Source organism: Nisaea nitritireducens, assembly GCF_014904795.1.
Classification (GTDB): Bacteria; Pseudomonadota; Alphaproteobacteria; order Thalassobaculales; family Thalassobaculaceae; genus Nisaea; species Nisaea nitritireducens.
Genome location: NZ_JACZFS010000062.1, coordinates 1 through 20,501, shown reverse-complemented (window position 1 = coordinate 20,501; position 20,501 = coordinate 1). Strand labels below are relative to the sequence as shown.

Annotated in this window: 19 protein-coding genes; 12 read left to right on the top strand and 7 right to left on the bottom strand. The window is 63.2% G+C overall.

Translation table 11 applies throughout. The annotated features are described in order from the left end of the window. The first annotated feature begins 5 nt into the window (after window positions 1-5). The 5 genes from IG629_RS19420 to IG629_RS19400 all read left to right on the top strand — a co-directional run bounded on the left by IG629_RS19420 (window position 6) and on the right by IG629_RS19400 (window position 5,960). A complete protein-coding gene (locus IG629_RS19420) occupies window positions 6-554 on the top strand; it encodes a PAS domain-containing protein (RefSeq protein WP_193173570.1) in 549 nt (182 codons plus the stop codon). 142 nt (window positions 555-696) lie between these two features. Continuing rightward, entirely contained in the window at window positions 697-1,989 is a 1,293-nt protein-coding gene (locus IG629_RS19415) for a sarcosine oxidase subunit beta family protein (RefSeq protein WP_193173569.1), read from the top strand. 11 nt (window positions 1,990-2,000) lie between these two features. Next, entirely contained in the window at window positions 2,001-2,357 is a 357-nt protein-coding gene (locus IG629_RS19410; RefSeq protein ID WP_193173568.1) for a sarcosine oxidase subunit delta, read from the top strand. Then, a complete protein-coding gene (locus IG629_RS19405) occupies window positions 2,354-5,365 on the top strand; it encodes a sarcosine oxidase subunit alpha (protein ID WP_193173567.1) in 3,012 nt (1,003 codons plus the stop codon). The genes IG629_RS19410 and IG629_RS19405 overlap by 4 nt, the downstream gene beginning before the upstream one ends. Then, window positions 5,358-5,960, top strand: coding sequence for a sarcosine oxidase subunit gamma (locus tag IG629_RS19400; RefSeq protein WP_193173566.1), 603 nt, complete (start codon window positions 5,358-5,360; stop codon window positions 5,958-5,960). The genes IG629_RS19405 and IG629_RS19400 overlap by 8 nt, the downstream gene beginning before the upstream one ends. A gap of 56 nt (window positions 5,961-6,016) precedes the next feature. Here the strand turns inward: IG629_RS19400 and IG629_RS19395 are convergent, their stop codons facing one another. Continuing rightward, a complete protein-coding gene (locus IG629_RS19395) occupies window positions 6,017-6,781 on the bottom strand; it encodes an SDR family NAD(P)-dependent oxidoreductase (RefSeq protein WP_193173565.1) in 765 nt (254 codons plus the stop codon). Window positions 6,782-6,930: 149 nt separating this feature from the next. Here IG629_RS19395 and IG629_RS19390 point away from each other — a divergent pair, with 149 nt between their 5' ends. After that, a complete protein-coding gene (locus tag IG629_RS19390; protein WP_193173564.1) occupies window positions 6,931-7,854 on the top strand; it encodes an AraC family transcriptional regulator in 924 nt (307 codons plus the stop codon). 19 nt (window positions 7,855-7,873) lie between these two features. Beyond that, entirely contained in the window at window positions 7,874-8,644 is a 771-nt protein-coding gene (locus tag IG629_RS19385; RefSeq protein WP_193173563.1) for a metallophosphoesterase family protein, read from the top strand. Window positions 8,645-8,668: 24 nt separating this feature from the next. Here IG629_RS19385 and IG629_RS19380 read toward each other — a convergent pair whose 3' ends face one another. Further along, the gene (locus IG629_RS19380) at window positions 8,669-9,448 is read right to left on the bottom strand and encodes an ion channel (RefSeq protein ID WP_193173562.1); all 780 of its coding nucleotides are present in this window, start codon (window positions 9,446-9,448) and stop codon (window positions 8,669-8,671) included. 212 nt (window positions 9,449-9,660) lie between these two features. Between IG629_RS19380 and IG629_RS19375 the strand changes: the two genes are divergently transcribed. Next, the gene (locus IG629_RS19375) at window positions 9,661-10,788 is read left to right on the top strand and encodes an alanine racemase (RefSeq protein WP_193173561.1); all 1,128 of its coding nucleotides are present in this window, start codon (window positions 9,661-9,663) and stop codon (window positions 10,786-10,788) included. A gap of 24 nt (window positions 10,789-10,812) precedes the next feature. On the opposite strand, the gene IG629_RS19370 is transcribed toward IG629_RS19375, so the two are convergent. Continuing rightward, window positions 10,813-12,408 carry a trimethylamine methyltransferase family protein gene (locus tag IG629_RS19370; RefSeq protein ID WP_193173560.1) on the bottom strand — a complete coding sequence of 532 codons (1,596 nt, stop codon included), beginning with the start codon at window positions 12,406-12,408 and terminating at the stop codon, window positions 10,813-10,815. A 300-nt stretch (window positions 12,409-12,708) separates the two neighbouring features. Between IG629_RS19370 and IG629_RS19365 the strand changes: the two genes are divergently transcribed. Further along, window positions 12,709-13,533, top strand: coding sequence for a hypothetical protein (locus IG629_RS19365; RefSeq protein WP_193173559.1), 825 nt, complete (start codon window positions 12,709-12,711; stop codon window positions 13,531-13,533). A 105-nt stretch (window positions 13,534-13,638) separates the two neighbouring features. On the opposite strand, the gene IG629_RS19360 is transcribed toward IG629_RS19365, so the two are convergent. The 3 genes from IG629_RS19360 to IG629_RS19350 form a co-directional block, all read right to left on the bottom strand. Beyond that, window positions 13,639-14,163 (bottom strand): isoprenylcysteine carboxyl methyltransferase family protein, encoded by a 525-nt coding sequence (locus tag IG629_RS19360; protein ID WP_193173558.1) that lies wholly within the window; start codon window positions 14,161-14,163, stop codon window positions 13,639-13,641. A gap of 5 nt (window positions 14,164-14,168) precedes the next feature. Then, window positions 14,169-15,218, bottom strand: coding sequence for a type III polyketide synthase (locus IG629_RS19355; protein ID WP_193173557.1), 1,050 nt, complete (start codon window positions 15,216-15,218; stop codon window positions 14,169-14,171). Between the two features lie 105 nt (window positions 15,219-15,323). Continuing rightward, window positions 15,324-16,178 (bottom strand): NmrA family NAD(P)-binding protein, encoded by an 855-nt coding sequence (locus tag IG629_RS19350; protein WP_193173556.1) that lies wholly within the window; start codon window positions 16,176-16,178, stop codon window positions 15,324-15,326. Window positions 16,179-16,288: 110 nt separating this feature from the next. Between IG629_RS19350 and IG629_RS19345 the strand changes: the two genes are divergently transcribed. Both IG629_RS19345 and IG629_RS19340 read left to right on the top strand, forming a co-directional pair. Beyond that, window positions 16,289-16,945: a TetR/AcrR family transcriptional regulator gene (locus tag IG629_RS19345; RefSeq protein WP_193173555.1), complete on the top strand. Its 657-nt coding sequence runs from the start codon at window positions 16,289-16,291 to the stop codon at window positions 16,943-16,945. A 105-nt stretch (window positions 16,946-17,050) separates the two neighbouring features. After that, on the top strand, window positions 17,051-17,674 hold the full coding sequence (locus tag IG629_RS19340; RefSeq protein WP_226886947.1) for a class I SAM-dependent methyltransferase: 624 nt from the start codon (window positions 17,051-17,053) through the stop codon (window positions 17,672-17,674). Between the two features lie 16 nt (window positions 17,675-17,690). On the opposite strand, the gene IG629_RS19335 is transcribed toward IG629_RS19340, so the two are convergent. Next, window positions 17,691-18,494 carry an SDR family NAD(P)-dependent oxidoreductase gene (locus IG629_RS19335; RefSeq protein WP_193173553.1) on the bottom strand — a complete coding sequence of 268 codons (804 nt, stop codon included), beginning with the start codon at window positions 18,492-18,494 and terminating at the stop codon, window positions 17,691-17,693. Between the two features lie 296 nt (window positions 18,495-18,790). Between IG629_RS19335 and IG629_RS19330 the strand changes: the two genes are divergently transcribed. Beyond that, window positions 18,791-20,501: DUF4347 domain-containing protein (locus IG629_RS19330; RefSeq protein WP_193173552.1), on the top strand; the 1,711-nt coding region annotated here is incomplete at its 3' end.

Here is a 20,501-nt window from a genome sequence, read left to right as displayed (position 1 = left end):
GACATATGTTAGATGATGACCAGCTCGTCTCGAGCCTCGACGGCACGAGGCGCGGCGGACTGATATCCTCCGTCGAGCTTCCGCGCGATGCTCCCGCTGTGCGCCCGTCCCTTCACATGCTGGAGCTTTGGGACAACTGGAGCGGGTCTGGCCTCCCGCTACGATCATATTTCCCGCCAGAGAATTTTGGCAAGCTGATGGGCCGGGTTTCTCTGCTTGAACCCGTCAAAGACGGTGCGGACTTCATCTACCGGCTCTATTCGGGCATCGCCGCCAACAAGGGCGGTATGGATTTCACCGGCATGCATGTCAGCGAGATGCCTTATCCGGATTATGCCGCGGCCCTCATCCAGCAAAACCGGCAATGCCTGGTATCCGGCCGCCCGACGATTCACGAAAACCGTTTTATATGGCGCAACCGGACATACGGCATTTGCTGCGTCCGCCTGCCCGTCCGCGACAAGCCCGACGGGCCCGATATGCTGATGGTCATCGATCTGCATGCCAACCCGAACAAACGACCGGATACGTCGGACTACATTCCGAATCTCTAAACATCTCGCGCTTGAGGTAAAAGAACGCATCCGGCCTGTTCCAGCGGCGTCACGGCAGGTCGGGCCGGAACAACAGGGGCTGGACAGCTCCGATTACCGTCCGGATCATTCTGGCGAATCTAGGTCCTATGGGGGCAAGGCGATGAAAGGTTCCGCGAACGGCATGCGGGCGCTGAGAGGCGGGGCTTCCCGCTACTCGATCTTCGCACTGGCGCGCAACGCGCTCAGCTATCACGAGAACTGGCAAAAGGCCTGGCGTTCGCCGGAGCCGAAGCCTGAATACGACGTAATCATTGTCGGTGGTGGCGGCCATGGGCTGGCCACGGCCTATTACCTCGCCTCCGTGCACGGCATCAGGAATATCGCCGTGGTCGAAAAGGGCTGGGTCGGCGGCGGCAATACCGGCCGGAACACCACCATCATCCGCTCCAACTATCTCTGGGACGAAAGCGCCGGCATCTACGAGCATGCGCTGAAGCTCTGGGAAGGCATGAGTCAGGAGCTGAATTTCAACGTCATGTTCTCCCAGCGCGGCGTGCTGACGCTGGCACATTCGGAGCACGAGCTGAAAGAAATGCGCCGCCGGGTCGAGGCGATCCGCCTGAACGGCATCGACAGTGAAGTGATGAGCCCGGCCCAGATCAAACAGCTGGTGCCGATCATCGACACCAATCCCGGCATTCGTTATCCGGTCATGGGCGGCTTCATCCAGCGCCGTGGCGGCACCGCCCGGCACGATGCCGTGGCCTGGGGCTATGCCCGCGCGGCCGACGATCTCGGCGTCGACATCATCCAGAATTGCGAAGTCACCGGCATCCTGCGCGACGGAGGCAAGGTTACCGGCATCGAAACAAACCGCGGCACCATCAAGGCGAAGAAGGTGGGCGTGGTCACCGCCGGACATTCCGGCGTCGTCGCCTCCATGGCCGGCCTGAACCTGCCGATCGATTCCCGGCCCTTGCAGGCGCTGGTTTCCGAGCCGATCAAGCCCTGCATCGACACGGTCGTGATGTCGAACGCGGTACATATGTATATCAGCCAATCCGACAAGGGCGAGCTGGTGTTCGGCGCCGGTGTCGACAGCTACAATTCCTACAGCCAGCGCGGCAGCATCCCGACGGTAGAGGGGTTGCTGGCGGCAGCGGTCGAGCTGTATCCCATCGTCTCGCGCCTGCGGGTGCTGCGAACCTGGGGCGGTATCGTCGATACCTGCCCGGACGCCTCGCCGATCATTTCCAAGACACCGGTCGACGGGCTCTATTTCAATTGCGGCTGGGGCACCGGCGGCTTCAAGGCAACACCGGGCTCCGGCCATGTCTTCGCCGACCTGATCGCCCGGGACGAGCCGAACGCCATCGCCGCGCCCTTCAGCCTGAAGCGATTCGAAACCGGTTACCTCATCGACGAGCACGGCGCCGCCGGCGTCGCGCACTAGGGAGAGAAGACATGCTGCACATCACCTGTCCCTGGTGCGGACCGCGCGACGACAATGAGTTCCACTATGGCGGCGAGGCTCACATCCTGCGCCCGGCCGCACCGGAAAAGCTGAGCGACGGGGAGTGGGCCGAGTACCTGTTCCTGAAACAGAACGCCAAGGGCCCGTTCTTGGAGCGCTGGTCGCACAGCGCCGGCTGCCGGCAATGGTTCAACGTCGTGCGCAATACCGCCACCGACGAGATCATCGAGATCTATCCGATGGGCGAGCTACCGAAGAGCCCCGAAGGCATCAAGGCCTATGAAGGCAACTGGCGGCGCCAGAGCGCGGCTGAGAAGAACGCGAAAGCGGGAGTGTCGGGCACATGAGCGGGCAGTCTTTCCGGATCCGCGACAAGGGGCGTATCGACCGCTCCAAGCCGGTCCGCTTCACCTTCGACGGCAAGAGCTACGAGGGCTTTGAGGGCGACACCCTCGCCTCTGCCCTGATCGCCAACGGCGTCCACCTGATCGGCCGCAGCTTCAAGTATCACCGTCCGCGCGGCATCCTCGCCGCCGGATCGGAAGAGCCGAACGCGCTGATCCAGCTCGGCGGCGGCAACAAGTCGGAGCCGAACCTGCGGGCGACCCAGATCGAGATCTTCGACGGTCTGGAAGCCGCCAGCCAGAACCGCTGGCCTTGCCTGAAGTTCGATGTCGGTGCCGTCAATTCAGTCTTCCACCGGCTGTTCCCGGCGGGCTTCTACTACAAGACCTTCATGTGGCCAGCCTCGCTCTGGCTGAAATACGAGCATGTCATCCGGCATGCAGCCGGTCTCGGCAAGGCGCCGCCGGACCGCGATCCGGACCGCTACGAGAAGGTCCATGCCCATGCCGACGTTCTGATCGTCGGCGGCGGGCCCGCCGGTCTCGCGGCGGCGCTGGCGGCCGGCAAGACCGGTGCCCGGGTGATCCTGGCGGACGAGACGGCGGATTGGGGCGGATCGCTGCTGTCCGAGAGCGATTGCGAAATCGACGGCAAGGAGCCTGCCCGCTGGGTTGAGGAAAGTGTGGCGGAGCTGGAGGCGATGCCCGAGGTCACTCTGGTCAAGCGCTGCACCATTACCGGCTATTACGATCACAACTACCTGACCGGCCTGGAGCGGGTCAGCGACCATCTCGGCGCAGCGCCGGAACACACACCGCGCCAGCGGCTCTGGAAGATCCGGGCCAAGCGTGTTGTGCTGGCGACGGGCGCCCTCGAACGGCCACTGGTCTTCACGGACAATGACCGTCCGGGCGTCATGCTCTCCTCGGCAGTGCGCACATACGTCAACCGATACGGCGTCCTGCCCGGCCGCAAGACGGTGATCTTCACCAATAACGACGATGCCTACCGCACGGCTCTCGCCCTTGAGGACGCACACGGCCGCGTCGCCGCCATCGTCGATGTCCGCACATCCGTCACCGGCCCGCTGGCCGACGCGGTCCGGGCCAAGGGCATTACCGTCTATGAGAACCACGGCATCGTCTCGGTGCAGGGCACGCAGAAAGTGACCAGCGTCGAGGTCATGCAGCTCGATGCGAACGGCACCGGCGTCACCGGCACGGCCAAATCGGTCAATTGCGACCTGATCGCCATGTCTGGCGGCTGGAACCCAACGGTGCATCTGTTCTCCCAGTCCAAGGGCAAGCTCACCTGGGACACGGAAATGGCCGCGTTCATTCCCGGCACGGCAAGTCAGGCCCTGGCCAGCACCGGAGCCTGCAACGGCACCATGGGTCTGGCCGACAGCCTGAAGGAAGGCCTCAAACTTGGCGCCGAAGCCGCGCGCGAGGCCGGACACAAGGGACGTGCACCCGCCGCGCCGAAAGCCACCGAGCCGGAACAGGGCGGCCTGCGGCCTCTCTGGATCACGCCGGGCAAGGCCAAACTCGGCCGCAAGGGCAAGCATTTCGTTGATTTCCAGAACGATGTGACCGCCGCCGACGTTCAGCTCGCCGCTCGCGAAGGCTACCGCTCGGTCGAGCATCTGAAGCGCTACACCACCACCGGCATGGGCACGGATCAGGGCAAGACCTCCAACGTCAACGCGCTCGCCATCCTGTCGGATGTGCTGGCCTCGGACATTCCAGCAGTCGGCACCACGACGTTCCGCCCGCCCTACACACCTGCCACCATCGGCGCCTATACGGGCCGGAATGTCGGCAAACTGTTCGAGCCGGTCCGCAAGACCCGGATCGACGAATGGGCCCGGGCAAACGGCGCGAAATTCGAGCATGTAGGCCAGTGGATGCGGGCCTGGTATTTCCCGAAGCAGGGTGAGACCTTCCGGCAAGCCATCGACCGCGAGGTCAAGGCCGTGCGCGACGGCTGTGGCATCCTCGACGCCTCGACCCTCGGCAAGATCGACATTCAGGGGCCGGACGCAGCCGAATTCCTCAACCGCATCTACACCAATGCGTGGCTGAAGCTCGGTGTCGGCCGCTGCCGCTACGGGCTGATGCTGAAGGAAGACGGCATGGTCATGGATGACGGCGTGACCACCTGCATCGGCGAAAACCACTATCACATGACCACCACAACCGGCGGCGCGGCGAACGTGCTGTCCTGGCTGGAGGAATGGCATCAGACCGAGTGGCCGGACCTGAAGGTCTTCTTCTCCAGTGTGACCGAACAATGGTCCGTGGTGGCGATCAACGGCCCCAAAAGCCGGGCCGTCTTGCAGAAACTCTGCGAGGACGTGGATTTCTCCGCCGAGGCCTTCCCCTTCATGGCGATGAAGGAAGGCACTGTCGCAGGCATCCCGGCGCGGCTCTACCGGATTTCCTTCACCGGTGAGCTGTCCTTTGAGATCAACGTCCCGGCCCGCTACGGCCTGGCGCTCTGGGAAGCGCTGATGGAAGCCGGCAAGGAGTTCGATATCACGCCTTACGGCACGGAGACCATGCATGTGCTGCGGGCCGAAAAGGGCTTCATCATCGTCGGTCAGGAAACCGACGGCACGGTGAACCCGCTCGATCTCGGCATGGACTGGATCGTCTCGAAGAAGAAGCCGGACTTTGTCGGCAAGCGCTCCCTTGAGCGTGAGTCGATGGCCTCACCGGACCGCAAGCAACTGGTCGGCCTGCTGACGGAAGATCCGCAGACCGTGCTGCCGGAAGGCGGCCATGTTGTGGAGAAGCTGAAACCGGAGCCGCCGATGGAAATGCTCGGCCATGTCACGTCGAGCTATTACAGCCCGAATTGCGGCCGTTCCATCGCCATGGCTCTTATCAAGGGCGGTCATGCCCGGCACGGCCAAACCCTGCATGTCCCGCTTGAGGACAAGGTCGTGAAGGTCACGGTGACAGAACCCCGGTTCTTTGATCTGGAAGGAGAGCGGATCGATGGCTGATCTGGAAACCCTCACCACCCGCACCGCGCTCGACCCCATGGACATTGTCATCGGCGGCCCGTCCGATGCCGGGGTCACACTGACCGAGATCCCGTTCCAGACCAGACTGGTGCTGCGCGGTCTGCCATCGGACAAAAAATTCACCGCCGCCGTCAAAGGCGCGCTGGGTGTCGAGCCTCCGTCTAAGCCGGGCACCGTCACCAGCTCCAAGACTGCCCGCGTGCTGTGGACCGCCCCGAACGAGTGGATGGTCTATAGCGACGATACCGGCCTCGCCGCCACGCTGACGAAAGCCGTCGCCGGCCTGCATGCCGCCGTCACCGAAGTGACTGAGCATTACACGCTGATCCGGCTCTCCGGCAGACACGCCCGCGACGTGATGATCAAGGGCTGCGCCATCGACCTGCATCCGCGTGAATTCGGCCCCGGCCAGTGCGTGCAAAGCCATCTCGGCCGGATCACCGTACTGTTCGACCAGACCGACGAGACGCCGAGCTACCACATTCTGGTCCGGGCCAGCTTCGCCGAATATCTCTGGATGTATCTGGAAGATGCCGGGCTGGAATTCGGCGTCCGGATCGAAGCAGCCGGATAAACGCATCGCGGGCGGAAGTATTGCTCCCGCCCGCGCTTCTCTATTGCTGAAGATAATCAGATCAGCTGACCGCCGGACACTTCGATCCGCTGCGCCGTCATCCAGCCGAAATCACCGGCCAGATAGCTGCTGACAGCGCCGCCGATATCGTCCGGCTGCCCGACCCGCCCAAGCGCGATGGTCGAGGCGATATGGGCATTCATCTCAGCATTGTCGCGCACCATACCGCCGCCGAAATCCGTCTCGATGGCACCTGGGGCGAGCACATTGACGGTGATCTGCCGCTCCGCCAGCTCCTTCGCCAGATAGGTGGTCAGCACCTCGATCCCGCCCTTCATCGTGGCATAGGCGGCAAAGCCCGGCAGGGCGAAGCGGGACAGGCCGGACGAAATGTTCAGGATTCGGCCGCCATCCGCGATCATCGGGGCCAGTTTCTGCGTCAGAAAGAATACACCCTTCAGATGCACGTTCAGCATGGCGTCGAAATCAGCTTCCGTGGTCTCCGCGAAAGGTTTGAAAACGCCGGAGCCGGCATTGTTCACCAGAAAATCGACCTGCTCCCGCCCCCATGTCTGTTTCAGCGCCGCCGCGAGACGGGCAGAGAAATCATCGAAGCCGCCGATCTCCGCCGTGTCGAGCTGCAGGGCGATGGCCGTACCGCCCGACTTCGCGATTTCGGCAACGGTTTCATCGGCAGCCGCCTTGTCCGTGCGGTAAGTCAGGATCGTGTCGATGCCCTTGGTTGCGAGGTGGATCGCGCTATTGCGGCCGAGCCCGCGGCTTCCCCCTGTGATCAGGGCGATTTTTCGGTCTGTGGTCATGCTCTGTCTCCAGAAAGTCTGCGATGACCCGGAGGTGGGAACACGGAAGCGGCGCTGCCTGCCGCTTTCTCCGAATGATCTGCCCGATTCTCCAAATTTAACAGTCAGGCGCATTGATCCCGGCGCCGGACTGGCCCACCCTGTAACCGATGCAGAAAGATGCTTCGAAAGATCTCGCCCCCCTGATCACCGCCGTTACGGATTATGCGGACAGGGAGGGTGCCGGCGCCGGGCCGTGGCCGACCGTGATCGACGGCCTGAGCCTGGTCCGCAGCCGCCAGCCGACGATACTGGAGCCCTGTTGCTATCAGCCGATCTTCTGTCTGGTTCTCCAGGGCGCGAAAAAAGCCTGCTTCGGCGATGCCGTGGTCACATTCAGCGCCGGGCAATCGCTGATCGTCAGCCATGACGTCGTACTGAACAGCCGGATCGTCGAGGCCAGCCCGGCAGCACCCTACGCTGCCCTGGCTCTTGCGCTGGATTCGGCACTGCTGCGTGAGCTGGCGCGGGAGATCCGCACCGAGCCAACATCATCCGACACCGACGGCAGGACAATCGCGGCAGGCCGGACACCGCCCGAGATCGAAGATGCGATGGCTCGCCTGTTCGCCCTGACGGACAGGCCGGAAGCCGCCGCCATTCTGGCGCCCTTGATCAAGCGCGAGATCCATTACTGGCTGCTGACGGCGGAACACGGCAGCATGGTCCGCCTGTTAGCCCGCTCGGAAAGTCACGCCAGCCGGATCGCGGAAGCCATCGCCCTGATCCGCCGGGATATCACCGCCCCGCTGAAAGTCGCCGCACTGGCAGACGCTGCCGGGATGAGCCCGTCGTCCTTCCATGCGCATTTCAAATCCATCACCCAGATGGCCCCGCTGCAATTCCAGAAACAGCTCCGGCTGCTGGAAGCGCGCCGGCTGATCTATGGCGGAAATCTCTCCGTCTCGGAGGTCGCATTCGCCGTCGGCTATGAAAGTCCGACCCAGTTCAGCCGCGACTACAGCCGACGGTTCGGCGTCAGCCCGAGCCGTGACACGGTCCCCGCCACGTCCGCTACAGTCGCAGCCGCATAGATCCGACAGGAGCCCCGCCATGCGTTTCGCCGCCATCGCCGACATCCACGGAAACAGCCTCGCTCTGGAAGCCGTCCTCGCCGACATCAAGGCCGAGGGGATTTCCGACATCGTCAATCTCGGGGACTTCTTCAGCAGTCCGCTGGATGCCGAAGGAACCGCGGAACTGCTGCGCGGCATCAATGCCGTCTCGATCCGCGGCAATCATGACCGCTGGCTCATCGAACTCGCGCCCGAGGATATGGGGACGTCGGACCGCCTCGCCTATGACCAGCTGGCGACGGAAACCCTCGACTGGATCCGTCAGCTTCCGGCAACGATGGTCTGGCGGGACGAAGTCTTTCTCTGTCACGGCACGCCGGAAGACGACAATGCCTACTGGCTGGAACAGGTGACCCCGGACGGAAGGGTTCGCAGCGCGGCGCTTACCGACATCGAAGCACGGGCGCAGGACATCACGCAGCCGCTGATCCTCTGCGCCCATACCCATCTGCCCCGGACGGTGGCCCTCGCAGACGGGCGCCTGATCGTCAATCCCGGCTCTGTCGGCTGCCCGGCCTATATCGACCTCGAGCCCATACCGCACAAGGTGCAGGCCGGGAAGCCCCACGCCAGCTACGCCATTCTGGAAAAACGGCCGGAGGGCTGGTCCGTCACCCACCGGCACGTGCCATACGCGCATCTGGACATGGCGACTCTCGCCATGGAGCGCGGACGCCCCGACTGGGCGGAAAGTCTAGCCACAGGATGGATCAGCAACAAGACCTTCGCGGATATCTCCGGAGGCTGACCTGCGGCCATCCGTGGAATCAGCCTAACTAATGCCTTCTGTCTCGATCTTCAGCGGCTCACCGCAATGCTTGCAGTGAACCGCATCTTCCTCATGCCGGTTCAGACCGCATGACGGGCAGGTATAGGACACCTTCCGCGGCCGGAAAATTGCCTGGGCCAGCTGCAGGAACAGGGCCACGCCGACGATCATGATGACAATCGCAAGCAACCGCCCGGTCGTTCCGGTCAGCACGATATCGCCGAACCCGGTGGTGGTGAGCGCGGACACGGTGAAATAGAGCGCGGCAATGAAATCCTCGATCCCCGGATTGGCGCCGAACTGCAGCACGAACACCAGCGACGTCACGAAGAAGACGAACACGCCGAGATTGACCGCGCCGAGGATGACGTCCTCGTTCCGGCGGAAAAACGGGGTTTCGGATCGAAGGTCACGCAGCACGTGATAGGAATGCAGCAGCCGAAGCGCCCTGAGAATGCGCAGGAATGCGAAACTCTGGCTGAAGATCGGCGCCAGCAGCAGTGACAGGATCACGAAAACATCCGCGATCGTGTAGATTTGCCGCAGCATGCGGAGCTTGTTCGGCGCAATCCAGAGCCGGGCCATGAAATCGCCAAAAATCAGCAATCCGACCGCAATATCGATCAGGAATATCTCGGTCGATGGGGTCATGGGGATTGTGACGATAAAGAAGGCGATCGTGAAAACATCAAACGCGATGAGCGCGTACCGGAACAGCTCCGCCCTGCGGCTTCGTCCGGTGTAAAGCAGTCTTATCGCTTCCTTAAGTTTCGTCTCAGCCATGGATTTGACTCGTCACCCCGTCCGCGCATTTCACTGACCGCCCCCGAAAGGTCAGACCCGGTGCCATACAAACCCATATCCGGTTGTATTGAAAACAAAACCCGGCAAAGGGCGGACGCAAACGGCCGATCTCTTTTCCGCTGTTTCATTGATTGAACGGCCAGGCGGCTCTAGGCTGCTCCTCCCGCCGATATCAGCCCCCGCGAGCAACCATGAAACTCTCCGATCTCCAGACCCCCTGCCTGATCCTCGACAAGAGCCGGGTGGAGCGCAATTGCGCCCGCATGAGCGCGCGCGCCAAAGAGCTCGGCGTTGCCCTGCGCCCACATATGAAAACCGGCAAATCGGCGGAGATCGCGAAGATCGCAACCGCGGGACAGGCGGGCGGCGTTACCGTCTCCACACTGGCGGAAGCGGAATATCTGTTCGAACACGGCTTTGCCGACATCCTCTATGCCGTCAGCATCCCGCCCTCGAAGCTGGACCGCGCCGCCGCGCTGACGGCCCGGGGCGCGGGCCTGAAGATCCTGATCGACAGTACGGAGGTGGCAGACGCCATCGCCGCCCATCCGGGCAGCCACGCGGCCCTGATCGAGATTGATTGCGGCGAGCACCGGACGGGCGTGGATCATGACAATGACCGCCTGATCGCCATCGCCCGCATTCTCGACAAAGCCCCGCGCTCCCGCCTTGCCGGTGTGATGACCCACGCCGGCCATTCCTATCGCGGCCGCACGCCCGAAGACATGAAAGCCGTCGCCAGCGTCGAACGGGACGCGGCCGTCGCGGCGGCCGCGCTGATCCGGGCGAACGGCATCGCCTGCGCAATCGTCAGCGTCGGCTCGACCCCGACCGCGCTCTATGCCGATCATCTGGAAGGCGTCACTGAAATGCGCCCCGGCGTCTATACGCTCGGCGACCTGTTCCAGGCCGGCATCGGCAGCCACGGCATCGACGATGTCGCCTCCGCCGTTGTCGCCAGCGTGATCTCGCACAACAAGGCCCGCGGCACCCTGATCCTCGATGCAGGCGGCATCGCCCTCTCCAAGGACCGCTCGACCGAAGCGCTCGGCAAGGATGGCGATATGGGCTTCGGCCTGCTCGCGGATCTGGAAACCGGCGAACCTCTGCACGACCTCACCATCCGGGGCACACACCAGGAACACGGCGAAGTCCACCTGCCCGACCCGGCGCTGTTTGAGGAACTGCCCATCGGCGCCCGCGTCCGCGTCCTGCCGAACCATGTCTGCATGACGGTTGCGGCGTATGAGGGCTATGAGGTGTTCGAGGGAGGCTCGGACGATATCATCGCCCGCTGGGATCGGCGCAACGGCTGGTAGGCCGCCGCGCCGTCCTCAATCAGATCAGACCATGGAATCCGGGAAGGACGCTTTCCGCTTGGTCATGAATTCGACCAGCGCCTCGTCCACCGCCGGGTCTATTTCCGGCGCCTGATATTCCGCCAGCATGGTCTTCACCCGGTCGCCTGTGCGCTGATAGGCGTCGCGTGAACCTTCGGCGGCCCATTGCTCGTAGGTGTTGTTGTCGGCGACCTTCGAGCGGAAGAAGGCGTTCTCGAAATTCGCCTGGGTGTGAGCGCAGCCGAGGAAATGCTTGCCGGGGCCGACCTCGCGGATCGCGTCCATGGCCTGACCGTTTTCGGTCAAATCCACGCCGCCCAGGAGCGTCGGCATCATGGCGAGCTGGTCCGCATCCATCAGCAGCTTCTCGTAAGAGGCGACAAGGCCGCCCTCAAGCCAACCTGCGCTGTGCAGCACAAAGTTCACGCCGCCCATCACGGTCGGGTTCAGGGTCTGCGCGGACTCGTAAGCCGCCTGCGCATCCGGGGTCTTGGAGCCGCAGAGAGAGCCGCCGGAGCGGAACGGAACGCCGAGACGGCGGGCAAGCTGGGCGCAGCCATAGAGCACCATGGCAGGCTCCGGCGTGCCGAAGGTCGGGGCGCCGGACTGCATGGAGATCGAGCTGGCGAAGGAGCCGAAGATCACCGGCGCGCCCGGCCGCACGAGCTGAGCAAAGGCAATCCCCGCCATGGCTTCGGCCAGCGTCTGGGCGAGCGTGCCCGCCACCGTCACCGGCGACATGGCGCCCGCGAGGATGAAGGGTGTGGTGATGACAGCCTGATTGTTGCGGGCATAGGTCTTCAGCGCCCCCAGCATGGTGCCGTCCCAGACCATCGGCGAGTTGGCGTTGATCAGGCTGGTGCAGACCGTGTTGTTCTCGACGAACTCGGCACCGAACAGGATCTTCGCCATGTCCACCGTGTCCTGCGCCCTTTCCGGCGCGGTGACAGAGCCCATGAACGGCTTGTCGCTGTATTTCATGTGGGCGTAGACCATGTCGAAATGCCGCTTGTTCACGGGCAGATCGACCGGCTCGCACACCGTGCCGCCAGAATGGTGCAGCGACGGCAGCATGTAGGTCAGCTTCACGAAATTCTGGAAGTCCTCGATGGTCGCATAGCGGCGACCACCATCGACGTCGCTGACGAAGGGCGGGCCGTAGACCGGCGCGAAGATCGTGTTCTTGCCGCCGACCTCTACGGACCGGGCCGGGTTGCGGGCATGCTGGGTGAAGGTGGAGGGCGCCGTCGCGCAGAGCGTGCGGGCGAGACCGCGCGGGATATGCACCCGCGTGCCCTGGACGTCCGCACCGGCATCGCGCCACAGGGCGAGGGCTTCCTCGTCATCCTGAAACTCGATGCCGATCTCTTCCATGATGGTCTCGGCGTTGGCCTCGATGATTTCGAGACCTTCCTCTGTGAGGACTTCATAGACCGGCACGTTGCGGGTGATGTAGGGCGCCTGCACCTGGCTTGGCTTCGCCCTGGAGGCGCGGCGGGCTTCACGTCCGCCGCCGCTGCGGCCGCGACGGCCGCGCGCTTCGCCAGAAGCATCAATACCATTACCGGCGTTTTCGAGATCCCGAGCTTCAGCGGCCATCTCGTATCCTCCAAAAATTCGTTCGCTGAATTGATATGAGCACGATTGGAAGTGTGAACTTTCAAATGCGCGTCATCTGTTGTCGCCCTTGAGCCAGATTTTGATCTGGCGCAATCCCTTGCTGAGCCTGCGACACAGCCGGTCGAGCCATGTTCGGAACGCAGCACCGGGCTATAGGCATGCGTGAACAGGCAATTGAACCATTGCGCGCCCGGTGAGATACTTTCTTCAACGCATAAAGCCGGACGTCCCGGTCTTCATGGTTGCGGGACAGACCGGCCAGCTCCGGAGGAGATTGCCATGTTCCGACATATTGCGTCTTTCGCCCTCTGCTTGGGCCTTGCCGCCGGTATCGCCAGCAGCAAAGCCGAGGCCAGCGTGGCCGAAACGAAACTGCCCCAGGTTCTCGGCCTCATCGCCACCAAGCTCCCCGTCCCGCTTAATTGCATAGACGGCACCTGCACCGGGTTCTTCTCCGCCTTCTGCTTGCAGGAACATCGCCCGAAGCCGGACGCCGGCCATGTCTATGACGTCGCCGGGGAAGGCGATATCACCATGGTGGTGGCGAAGAAGGACGGCAGCACCGCCGAATTCTCCGCCGCAGGCCTGCTGCATTTCGAAAGCACCGGCGCCTATACCTCGGTCCGGATCAGCATGGATGCAGGGCGGCTCGCCTCGCTCGATGCCGCCTCGATCTCCCTGAGCGTGCCGCACCGGGTCTCCCTTCTGCCGCGTTCCGAGCCGACGGTCGCGGCCCTGCCCAGTAAAGAGGATCTGGAGGTCGCACTCGGCGAAAAGCGGATGCTGGCGGAAGGCTATTTCGAAAACGGCTCGCCCCGCGCCGATAGCGGCGCCCTGATCTCGCGGATGATCAACCTGCTGCCGGCTGACGGGTATGCAGGGAAAGCGCTGCGCGGCGGCGTCTGGGACAAGGCGACCACACCCGCCAATCTCCGGCAGTTCGCACCGCAGGGCATCGAGGCCGCCCGCGACGCCTACGCGCGCTGCAAGGCCTATGGCGATCAGGGCTACAAGGTCCGCCTGCGCGGCTGCCTCGAGAAGAGCCACGACAAGCTGATGCGGAACCTGAACGACAAATACTGGGAAGGCGACGCCGGGTTCTGAAGGGAAACTAAAAGTAATCGTCATCCCTGCGCAAGCAGGGACCCAGGGGTGGAAGGCGCACTCTTATGATCACCTAGGTCCCGGCTCTCCGGCCGGGATGACGATTTATGTATGGTCTGAGAGTTCCGGTTTCCGTCGCGGCTCAAGCACCGCTTCCTCGACATGTATCCGATAGGCCAGCAGGGCCAGGTTGGCGGCACCGAACAACACGGCAATGTCCCAGGCGCCGAAAGCGAACGGCAGCAGCGGGATTTCCACCGCGACAAGCAGGTAGTTCGGGTGCCGGAGAAAGCGATACGGGCCGCGCCGCACCAAAGGCGCCTCCTGCACGGTCACGATCCGCGTGGTCCAGTATGGCCCGAGGCTGGCGATGATCCAGACGCGGACAACCTGCAGGGCGGCGAAAACGGCGAGCAATGACAGGCTTGGCGCCTTTGCCTCATGCACCAGAAAGAACAGCGCCAACAGCCAGCTTCCATGCAGCAGGACGAACAGCGGATAATGCCCGGCGCCATGCTCTTGCCCGCCCCGCGCTATCAGACGCGCGAGGTTGCGCCGCGCATAGACCAGCTCAGCCAGGCGCAGCCCGGCCACGACCAGCGCCGTCCATTGTGCCCATCCCAATTCCATCCCGCTCACCCTTCCAGCACGGCGAAGCCGGCGGTGAATCCGGGGCCGAGCGCCTGCACCAGAACGCGCCGGCCGTCCAACCCATCCGCCTGCATCCGCTCCAGCACGAAGAACACGGTCGCCGCCGACATGTTCCCGTAATCCCGTAGCACCGACCGGGAGTGCGCCAGGCCGCCCTCGGGGAGATCAAAAGCCTCTTCCAACGCATCAGCAACCTTCGCACCGCCGGGATGGCAGGCGAACAGGTCGATATCGGAGAGGCTCAATCCGTGGCGGGCCAGGAAACGGTCCACCTCGCTGCGCATGCCAGTGCGAACGATCTCGGGAATGCGCGGGCTGAAGATCACGCCGAAGCCGTCCTCCTCCACCGACCAGCCCATGACGTCGAGGGAGTCCGGCCAGGTATGCTCACCCCAGGCCGTGACAGCCGCGCCATCCCCGTCGCGCGCGCCACGCAGCACCGCCGCCGCTGCACCATCGCCGAAGATCGCGGTCGCCACCTGATTGGATTTCCCGGTATCGGACCAGCGGAAGGTCAGACTGCACAGCTCGACCACCAGCAGCAGGACCGTCTCCCCTTCCCCACTCGCCGCAAGCTGTGCTGCCCTGCCAAGGCCGAGCACACCACCGGCGCAGCCAAGCCCGAACAACGGCACCCGTTTCACATCGTCCCGGAAATCCAGTCGTCGCAGCATCCGCGCATCCAAGCTCGGCGTTGCAATGCCGGTGCTGGAGACGACGACCAGCGTGTCCACGTCCGATGCGGCGAGACCGGCTTGCTCCAGTGCCCGGCCTGCGGCCTCGGCAAGAAGATCCTCGGCGACCTCGAGATAGATCCGGTTCGCCTCTGTCCAGCTGCGCGGCCTGGCGAACCAGTCGAGCGGTACGGACAGATAGCGCGTCTCGACCCCGGCATTGACATAGACCGGCGCCAACCGGGCAAAGGCCGGCACCCGCTCTTCGAAGATCTGGCGGGCATGGGCAAGGGCATCGGCTTGCGACAGGCAGTGACAGGGCACGGCGGTCGCGACGCTGAGAAGTTTAGGATTAACCATGCTGTCAATGTGCGCCCGATCCTTCACACGACAAATGAAAAACCCGCGACGCTTTTTGTCGCGGGTTTTTCATTCAGGCGCGGGACGGTTTTGGTAATCCAGCCCTCAGGCCAGTGCAGCCGTTTCAGCACCCCAGATGCCGGTCAGTGCGGTCCGCTTCGCATAATCTGTAAAACGGCGCGGCGGACGGCCGAGCGCCTGGCTTACACCATCCGTCACATTGGCATTGCGCCCGTCCAGGACAGTGGTGAAGAGGTACAGGACAAGCGAGATCATATCTTCCGGCACGCCGGCCTGCTCCATCGCGGCCTTGTAGTCCGCCGCCGGGATCTGCCGATAACGGATCGGCTTCTCCGATGCAGCTGCGATACCGGCAACGGCTTCGGAAAAGCTCAGCAGCTCCGGGCCGGTGACCTCATAGAGCTTGCCGATATGCGCTGGATCGGTAAGGGCCGCCGCCGCCACATCGGCAATATCCTCGACGTCTATGAACGGCTCTTTCACATCGCCGATCGGCAGCGCGACCTCGCCCGTATTGATGGCGTCGGCCAGGAAGGTCTCGCTGAAATTCTGGAAGAACCAGCTCGCCCGGACGATGGTCCAGTCGGCGCCCGAGGCGATCAGCATCTGTTCCGTCTGCTCCGCCTCTTCCTCGCCCCGGCCGGACAGAAGAACCATGCGCTTCACACCTGCGCGGAGCGCCGTCTCGACAAAGTCGCCGACCGTTTTCAGGGCGCCCGGAACAGCAAGATCCGGATGATAGGCGATGTAGATGGCCCGCGTTCCCTCGACCACAGGCGCCCAGGTTTCCGGCGCGTCCCAGTCGAACGGCAGCGCTGCTTCACGGGAGCCGATTCGGACAGGCTGTCCCTGTTCGATCAACCGCTTCACCACCCGTTGTCCGGTCTTGCCCGTCCCGCCCAACACCAGGATCGGCGCCGTCTCGTCGTATCTGTTCATCACGTTCTCCATAAATGTGAGGATTACTCATATTTTGAAATCTGATAAACTCTCACATTTACCAAGTCAACGAAATTTGCTCAGATGCGGGGTGAGTTCACGGAGTGGTTATGTCGAAGAATTTGCCGGACATGTCGCAGGTCACGCTGGAGCACATCTCGCTCCGGCGCATGCCCAATCAGGAACGCAGCCGCGCACGTGTCGAACACATGCTGAACTGCGCCATCCAGCTGATCGCCGAGAAGGGCAGCGAGGCGATGACGATGAGCGAGGTGGCGCGGCTGGCGGACGTCTCCATCGGCTCGCTCTACCAGTATTTTCCGGACAAGAGCGCGATCATCCGGGCACTCGCCGAGCATTACGGTGCGGAATGTCTCAGATGCATCAAGGACGGGCTGTCCGGTGCGGAAACGCTCGACGCCCTCTGCGATGCGCTGAACGAGCTGATCGACGTCTATTACGCTCTCTTCCAGGCGGAACCGGTCATTCGCGACATCTATTCCGGCATAGGCGCCGACAAGACCCTGAGAGACATGGAAATCGCGGAAAGCCGCAAGAGCGGCGCCCTGCTTTCCGAAGCTCTCTGCCGTGTCGCGCCGGACTGTGACCCGGAGCGCGCCGCCACAGATTGTTTCCTGATCATGCATTTTGGCGAAGCCGCCATGCGGCTCGCGATTTCGGTCGAGCCGGACGAAGGAGCGAAACTCGTCGATACCTATAAACGCATGGCAGTGAGTGAATTGCACCGGGCCGGAACAGAGCGCTAAACGGGTGTCCTACAGCGCTCACAGTCTTGTGTGTCCGGATCCTTTTTACCCGGTCGACAGACTGCCTCTTTCGCCACACAAAGCTCCCGCAAAGGGGAGATGCGGATGACGAATACGGCGAAATTCTGGAACAAACACGCAGAAGGCTATGCGAAACGTCCCGTCGGGGACGAGGCGGCGTACGAACGCAAGCTCGCCCTGACCCGCGCACGCCTCACCCCCGGCATGGAGGTTCTCGAATTCGGCTGCGGCACCGGAACCACGGCCCTGCATCATGCCCCGCATGTCGCGCATATCCGGGCGGTGGATATCTCACCAAAAATGCTGGAAATCGCACGCCACAAGGCGGAGGCAGCCAGCGTCGGGAATATCACTTTCGAGGTCGCGGATTTCGACAGCCTGGAGGCTGAGGACGGGAACTACGACCTCGTCATGGCGCACAGCATCCTGCACCTGCTGCGCGACCGCCGGGCCGCCATCGCGAAAGCGGTACGCCTGCTGAAGCCGGGAGGGCTCTTCATCAGCTCCACCCCGTGCCTTGCCGGCGGCCGGTTAGGCTGGTTGCGTTTCGTTCTACCGCCGGCTCGCTGGCTTGGCCTCGTGCCCTGGGTCGGCTTCTTCACCGCCGAGACCCTGATCGCCGACTTCGAAGCGGCGGGGCTTGAGATAGAGGAAAGCTGGCACCCCGGACCGGCAAAGGCGCTATTCGGAATCGCCCGCAAGCAGTGACCGGAGCGGGTATGTGTCAAAGCCCGACGGGCGTACCGCCACTGATCGGCATGGCGATCCCGGTGATGTATTCCGCGCGCGGGCCGGCAAGAAATGCAACGGCCTCGGCCACCTCTTCTGGCTCTCCCGCCCGGCGCATCGCCACCGTTCTGTAACGCTCCTGTTTCACGGCATCCACCGGACGGCTGCTCTCCCGGGCCAGACGGTCGTTCGCCGCCGTATGCATATCCGTCGCGATGAAACCGGGGCAGACCACGTTGCAGCGAATGCCATCGACTCCGAACTCGGCGGCGACCGTTTTGGTCAGGCCGACCAACCCGTGTTTCATGGCGGTATAGGCGCCGAAACCGGCGTCGGCGCCGAGACTGCCGGTGGAGCCGATATTGACGATGCTACCGCCGCCCGACGCCCGCATTTCCGGGATCACCGCCTGGGTGAACATGGCGGGGCCAAGCAGGTTCACAGCAAAGCTGGTCTCCCATTCAGCCGGCTTCGTTTCCAGGAAAGGCGCGGACCCGGCGAGAGAGCCCGCATTGTTCACCAGAATGTCGATGCGGCCGAAATGCTCCCTCGCCAGCTTCACCGCGGTCTCGATATCTGATTTCCGGGTAACGTCGACCGTCACGGCCAATGCCGTTCCCCCAGCCGCCGTGATCTCCGAGACGATATCCGCGAGCAGGTTCGTCGTTTCAGATGTCCCAAGGTCGCTGACGATGACAGAAGCTCCCTCAGCGGCCAGACGCATGGCAACAGCCCGTCCGATCCCGCGTGGAGCGGAAGCCCCGGTCACGATCGCTACCTTGCCAACGAGTTCTGCCATGATCATCAGCCGCCCCAAATGAAAGTCCCGGAGGCTGAGCGGTAGCACCTCAGATGTCAATCGACGAGCGGCCTGCCCGGCGCCTGCCTAAACCGGCAAACATCAGCGGAATCCACCCCATCCATCGGCTTCACACCCAATTTCCAATTTTTCCAAAACGTTTTCCAATTTTTCCAATTTTTCCAAAGCGTTTTCCAAAAATTCCCATAATTCCAATATCTTGATACTCCCCACACCAGCATTGTGCGCTTCCCGAACTATCGCTTCATCTCTCAGAGCCAGCGGGTACGCGCAGTATGAACCACAACAAGCGTTATCTATTCGTCGATCCGGCGGTCCATGACACCGGTCTCCTGACTGCCAGCCTGCGGACCGGAACCGAGATACACCGGCTCGCCGCTTCGGGCGATCCGCTGGCGGAAATCGCGGCGGCACTGTCCGGCACTTCGAGTGTCCGCCAGCTCTCGATCCTGGCACACGGCGCCCCCGGCGCCGTCGAACTCTCAGGACAGCGGATCGACAGCGCAGCGCTAAAGGTCGGCCGGCACAATCTCTATCGCATGCGGGACGCGCTCGCGCCCGGCGCTGAACTGGCCCTGATCTCTTGCGAGACCGGCGCCGGACCCGCCGGAGCGGAACTGGTCGAGACCCTGGAGGAGGCGCTCGGCGTCACTGTGTACGCCTCCACAAGGCCACTTGGCGGCGATGCTGGATGGGCAAGCCTGCCTGTCGCCGCGACACTTTTCGCGGCCGAGGCGCTGCATACCTACCCCGAACGCCTTGCCGTGACAGGGACGCCCTCCACCGGGAACGACACGCTGACCAGCGATGGCGACGCGGACAATATCGATGCGCTGGCCGGCAACGACGTCATCATCGGCAATGGCGGCAACGATACGATCACCGGCGGCGACGGCAACGACACGCTGTATGGCGGCTTGGGTGAAGACCTCGTCTACGGCAATGCCCTGAACGACATCCTTTATGGCGATGGTGGCAACGACACGCTCTATGGCGGCGACGGCAATGATTCGCTCCGGGCCGGGACCGGCAGCGACGTGCTTTTCGGCGGCGACGGCAACGATACGCTCGGATCTTCGAGCGACTCCGACACCAGTGCCGACACCTTCTATGGCGGGGCCGGGGACGATTTCAGCTCGGGCTTCATCTTCAATACCGGCGCGGTGTTCTATGGCGGCGATGGGAACGACACCGTCCAGGGCCCGGGCGGCGCCGGCACCGGAACCACCACCGGAGCGGTGCTGTACGGCGATGCCGGCGACGATTGGATCCACTCGGACGACGGCCCGGACACGATATATGGCGGCACCGGCAACGACACGCTCTACGGCGACGATGACGGCGGCAAGGCCCTCAACCTGCTCTATGGCGACGAGGGCAACGACGTTATCTATGCCGGCTCAAAAGCCGACGACGGCGGCGGCGGAGCCGGCAACACACTCTATGGCGGCACCGGTGACGACAGCCTCTATGGCGGCAGTGACAAAGATATTCTCGTCGGCGGATCCGGCGCAGACCTCTTCACGGGCGCGTCCTCTGGCGCAGCCTCAAAACTGAACGGCGACACGATCCACGGCCTCGAGATCGGCGACTCGATCTATGTGAAAAGCTCAGATCTGAGCTCCCTCAACGGGTCTATCGTCGGCAGCTCGATCAGCCTCGGCGGCTCGAACGCGGTGAATATCGCGAACGCGTCCAGCAGCCTGCAGATCTCCGTCTCTTATGACGGCACGAACTCCACGCTGACATTTTCGCAGTACGAGCTCCCCGTCAGCGTTCTCACAAAGACCGGCGACAGCTCGGGGTCGGATGCCAGCTTCACCCTGACAAACAACAACGCGTCCGCAACGAGCGGCACGCTGGTCTCTGGTACCGGCAGCGGTAATACTGTCACCGTCACCCTGCCAGCCGGTCTTTCCCTGACAAACAGGGGCACCGTCACAGCGGTCAGTGGCGAAGCGGCGGGGACAAGCTTAACCGGACAGC

What these genes read in the sequence shown, in the direction of transcription:
- IG629_RS19410 (WP_193173568.1), top strand. Translation starts at nt 2,001, where the DNA reads ATGCTGCACATCACCTGTCCCTGGTGCGGACCGCGCGACGACAATGAG.
- IG629_RS19335 (WP_193173553.1), bottom strand. Translation starts at nt 18,494, where the DNA reads ATGGCAGAACTCGTTGGCAAGGTAGCGATCGTGACCGGGGCTTCCGCT.
- IG629_RS19355 (WP_193173557.1), bottom strand. Translation starts at nt 15,218, where the DNA reads ATGGTTAATCCTAAACTTCTCAGCGTCGCGACCGCCGTGCCCTGTCAC.
- IG629_RS19375 (WP_193173561.1), top strand. Translation starts at nt 9,661, where the DNA reads ATGAAACTCTCCGATCTCCAGACCCCCTGCCTGATCCTCGACAAGAGC.
- IG629_RS19365 (WP_193173559.1), top strand. Translation starts at nt 12,709, where the DNA reads ATGTTCCGACATATTGCGTCTTTCGCCCTCTGCTTGGGCCTTGCCGCC.
- IG629_RS19345 (WP_193173555.1), top strand. Translation starts at nt 16,289, where the DNA reads ATGTCGAAGAATTTGCCGGACATGTCGCAGGTCACGCTGGAGCACATC.
- IG629_RS19390 (WP_193173564.1), top strand. Translation starts at nt 6,931, where the DNA reads ATGCAGAAAGATGCTTCGAAAGATCTCGCCCCCCTGATCACCGCCGTT.
- IG629_RS19415 (WP_193173569.1), top strand. Translation starts at nt 697, where the DNA reads ATGAAAGGTTCCGCGAACGGCATGCGGGCGCTGAGAGGCGGGGCTTCC.
- IG629_RS19395 (WP_193173565.1), bottom strand. Translation starts at nt 6,781, where the DNA reads ATGACCACAGACCGAAAAATCGCCCTGATCACAGGGGGAAGCCGCGGG.
- IG629_RS19400 (WP_193173566.1), top strand. Translation starts at nt 5,358, where the DNA reads ATGGCTGATCTGGAAACCCTCACCACCCGCACCGCGCTCGACCCCATG.
- IG629_RS19405 (WP_193173567.1), top strand. Translation starts at nt 2,354, where the DNA reads ATGAGCGGGCAGTCTTTCCGGATCCGCGACAAGGGGCGTATCGACCGC.
- IG629_RS19350 (WP_193173556.1), bottom strand. Translation starts at nt 16,178, where the DNA reads ATGAACAGATACGACGAGACGGCGCCGATCCTGGTGTTGGGCGGGACG.
- IG629_RS19340 (WP_226886947.1), top strand. Translation starts at nt 17,051, where the DNA reads ATGACGAATACGGCGAAATTCTGGAACAAACACGCAGAAGGCTATGCG.
- IG629_RS19380 (WP_193173562.1), bottom strand. Translation starts at nt 9,448, where the DNA reads ATGGCTGAGACGAAACTTAAGGAAGCGATAAGACTGCTTTACACCGGA.
- IG629_RS19370 (WP_193173560.1), bottom strand. Translation starts at nt 12,408, where the DNA reads ATGGCCGCTGAAGCTCGGGATCTCGAAAACGCCGGTAATGGTATTGAT.
- IG629_RS19420 (WP_193173570.1), top strand. Translation starts at nt 6, where the DNA reads ATGTTAGATGATGACCAGCTCGTCTCGAGCCTCGACGGCACGAGGCGC.
- IG629_RS19360 (WP_193173558.1), bottom strand. Translation starts at nt 14,163, where the DNA reads ATGGAATTGGGATGGGCACAATGGACGGCGCTGGTCGTGGCCGGGCTG.
- IG629_RS19385 (WP_193173563.1), top strand. Translation starts at nt 7,874, where the DNA reads ATGCGTTTCGCCGCCATCGCCGACATCCACGGAAACAGCCTCGCTCTG.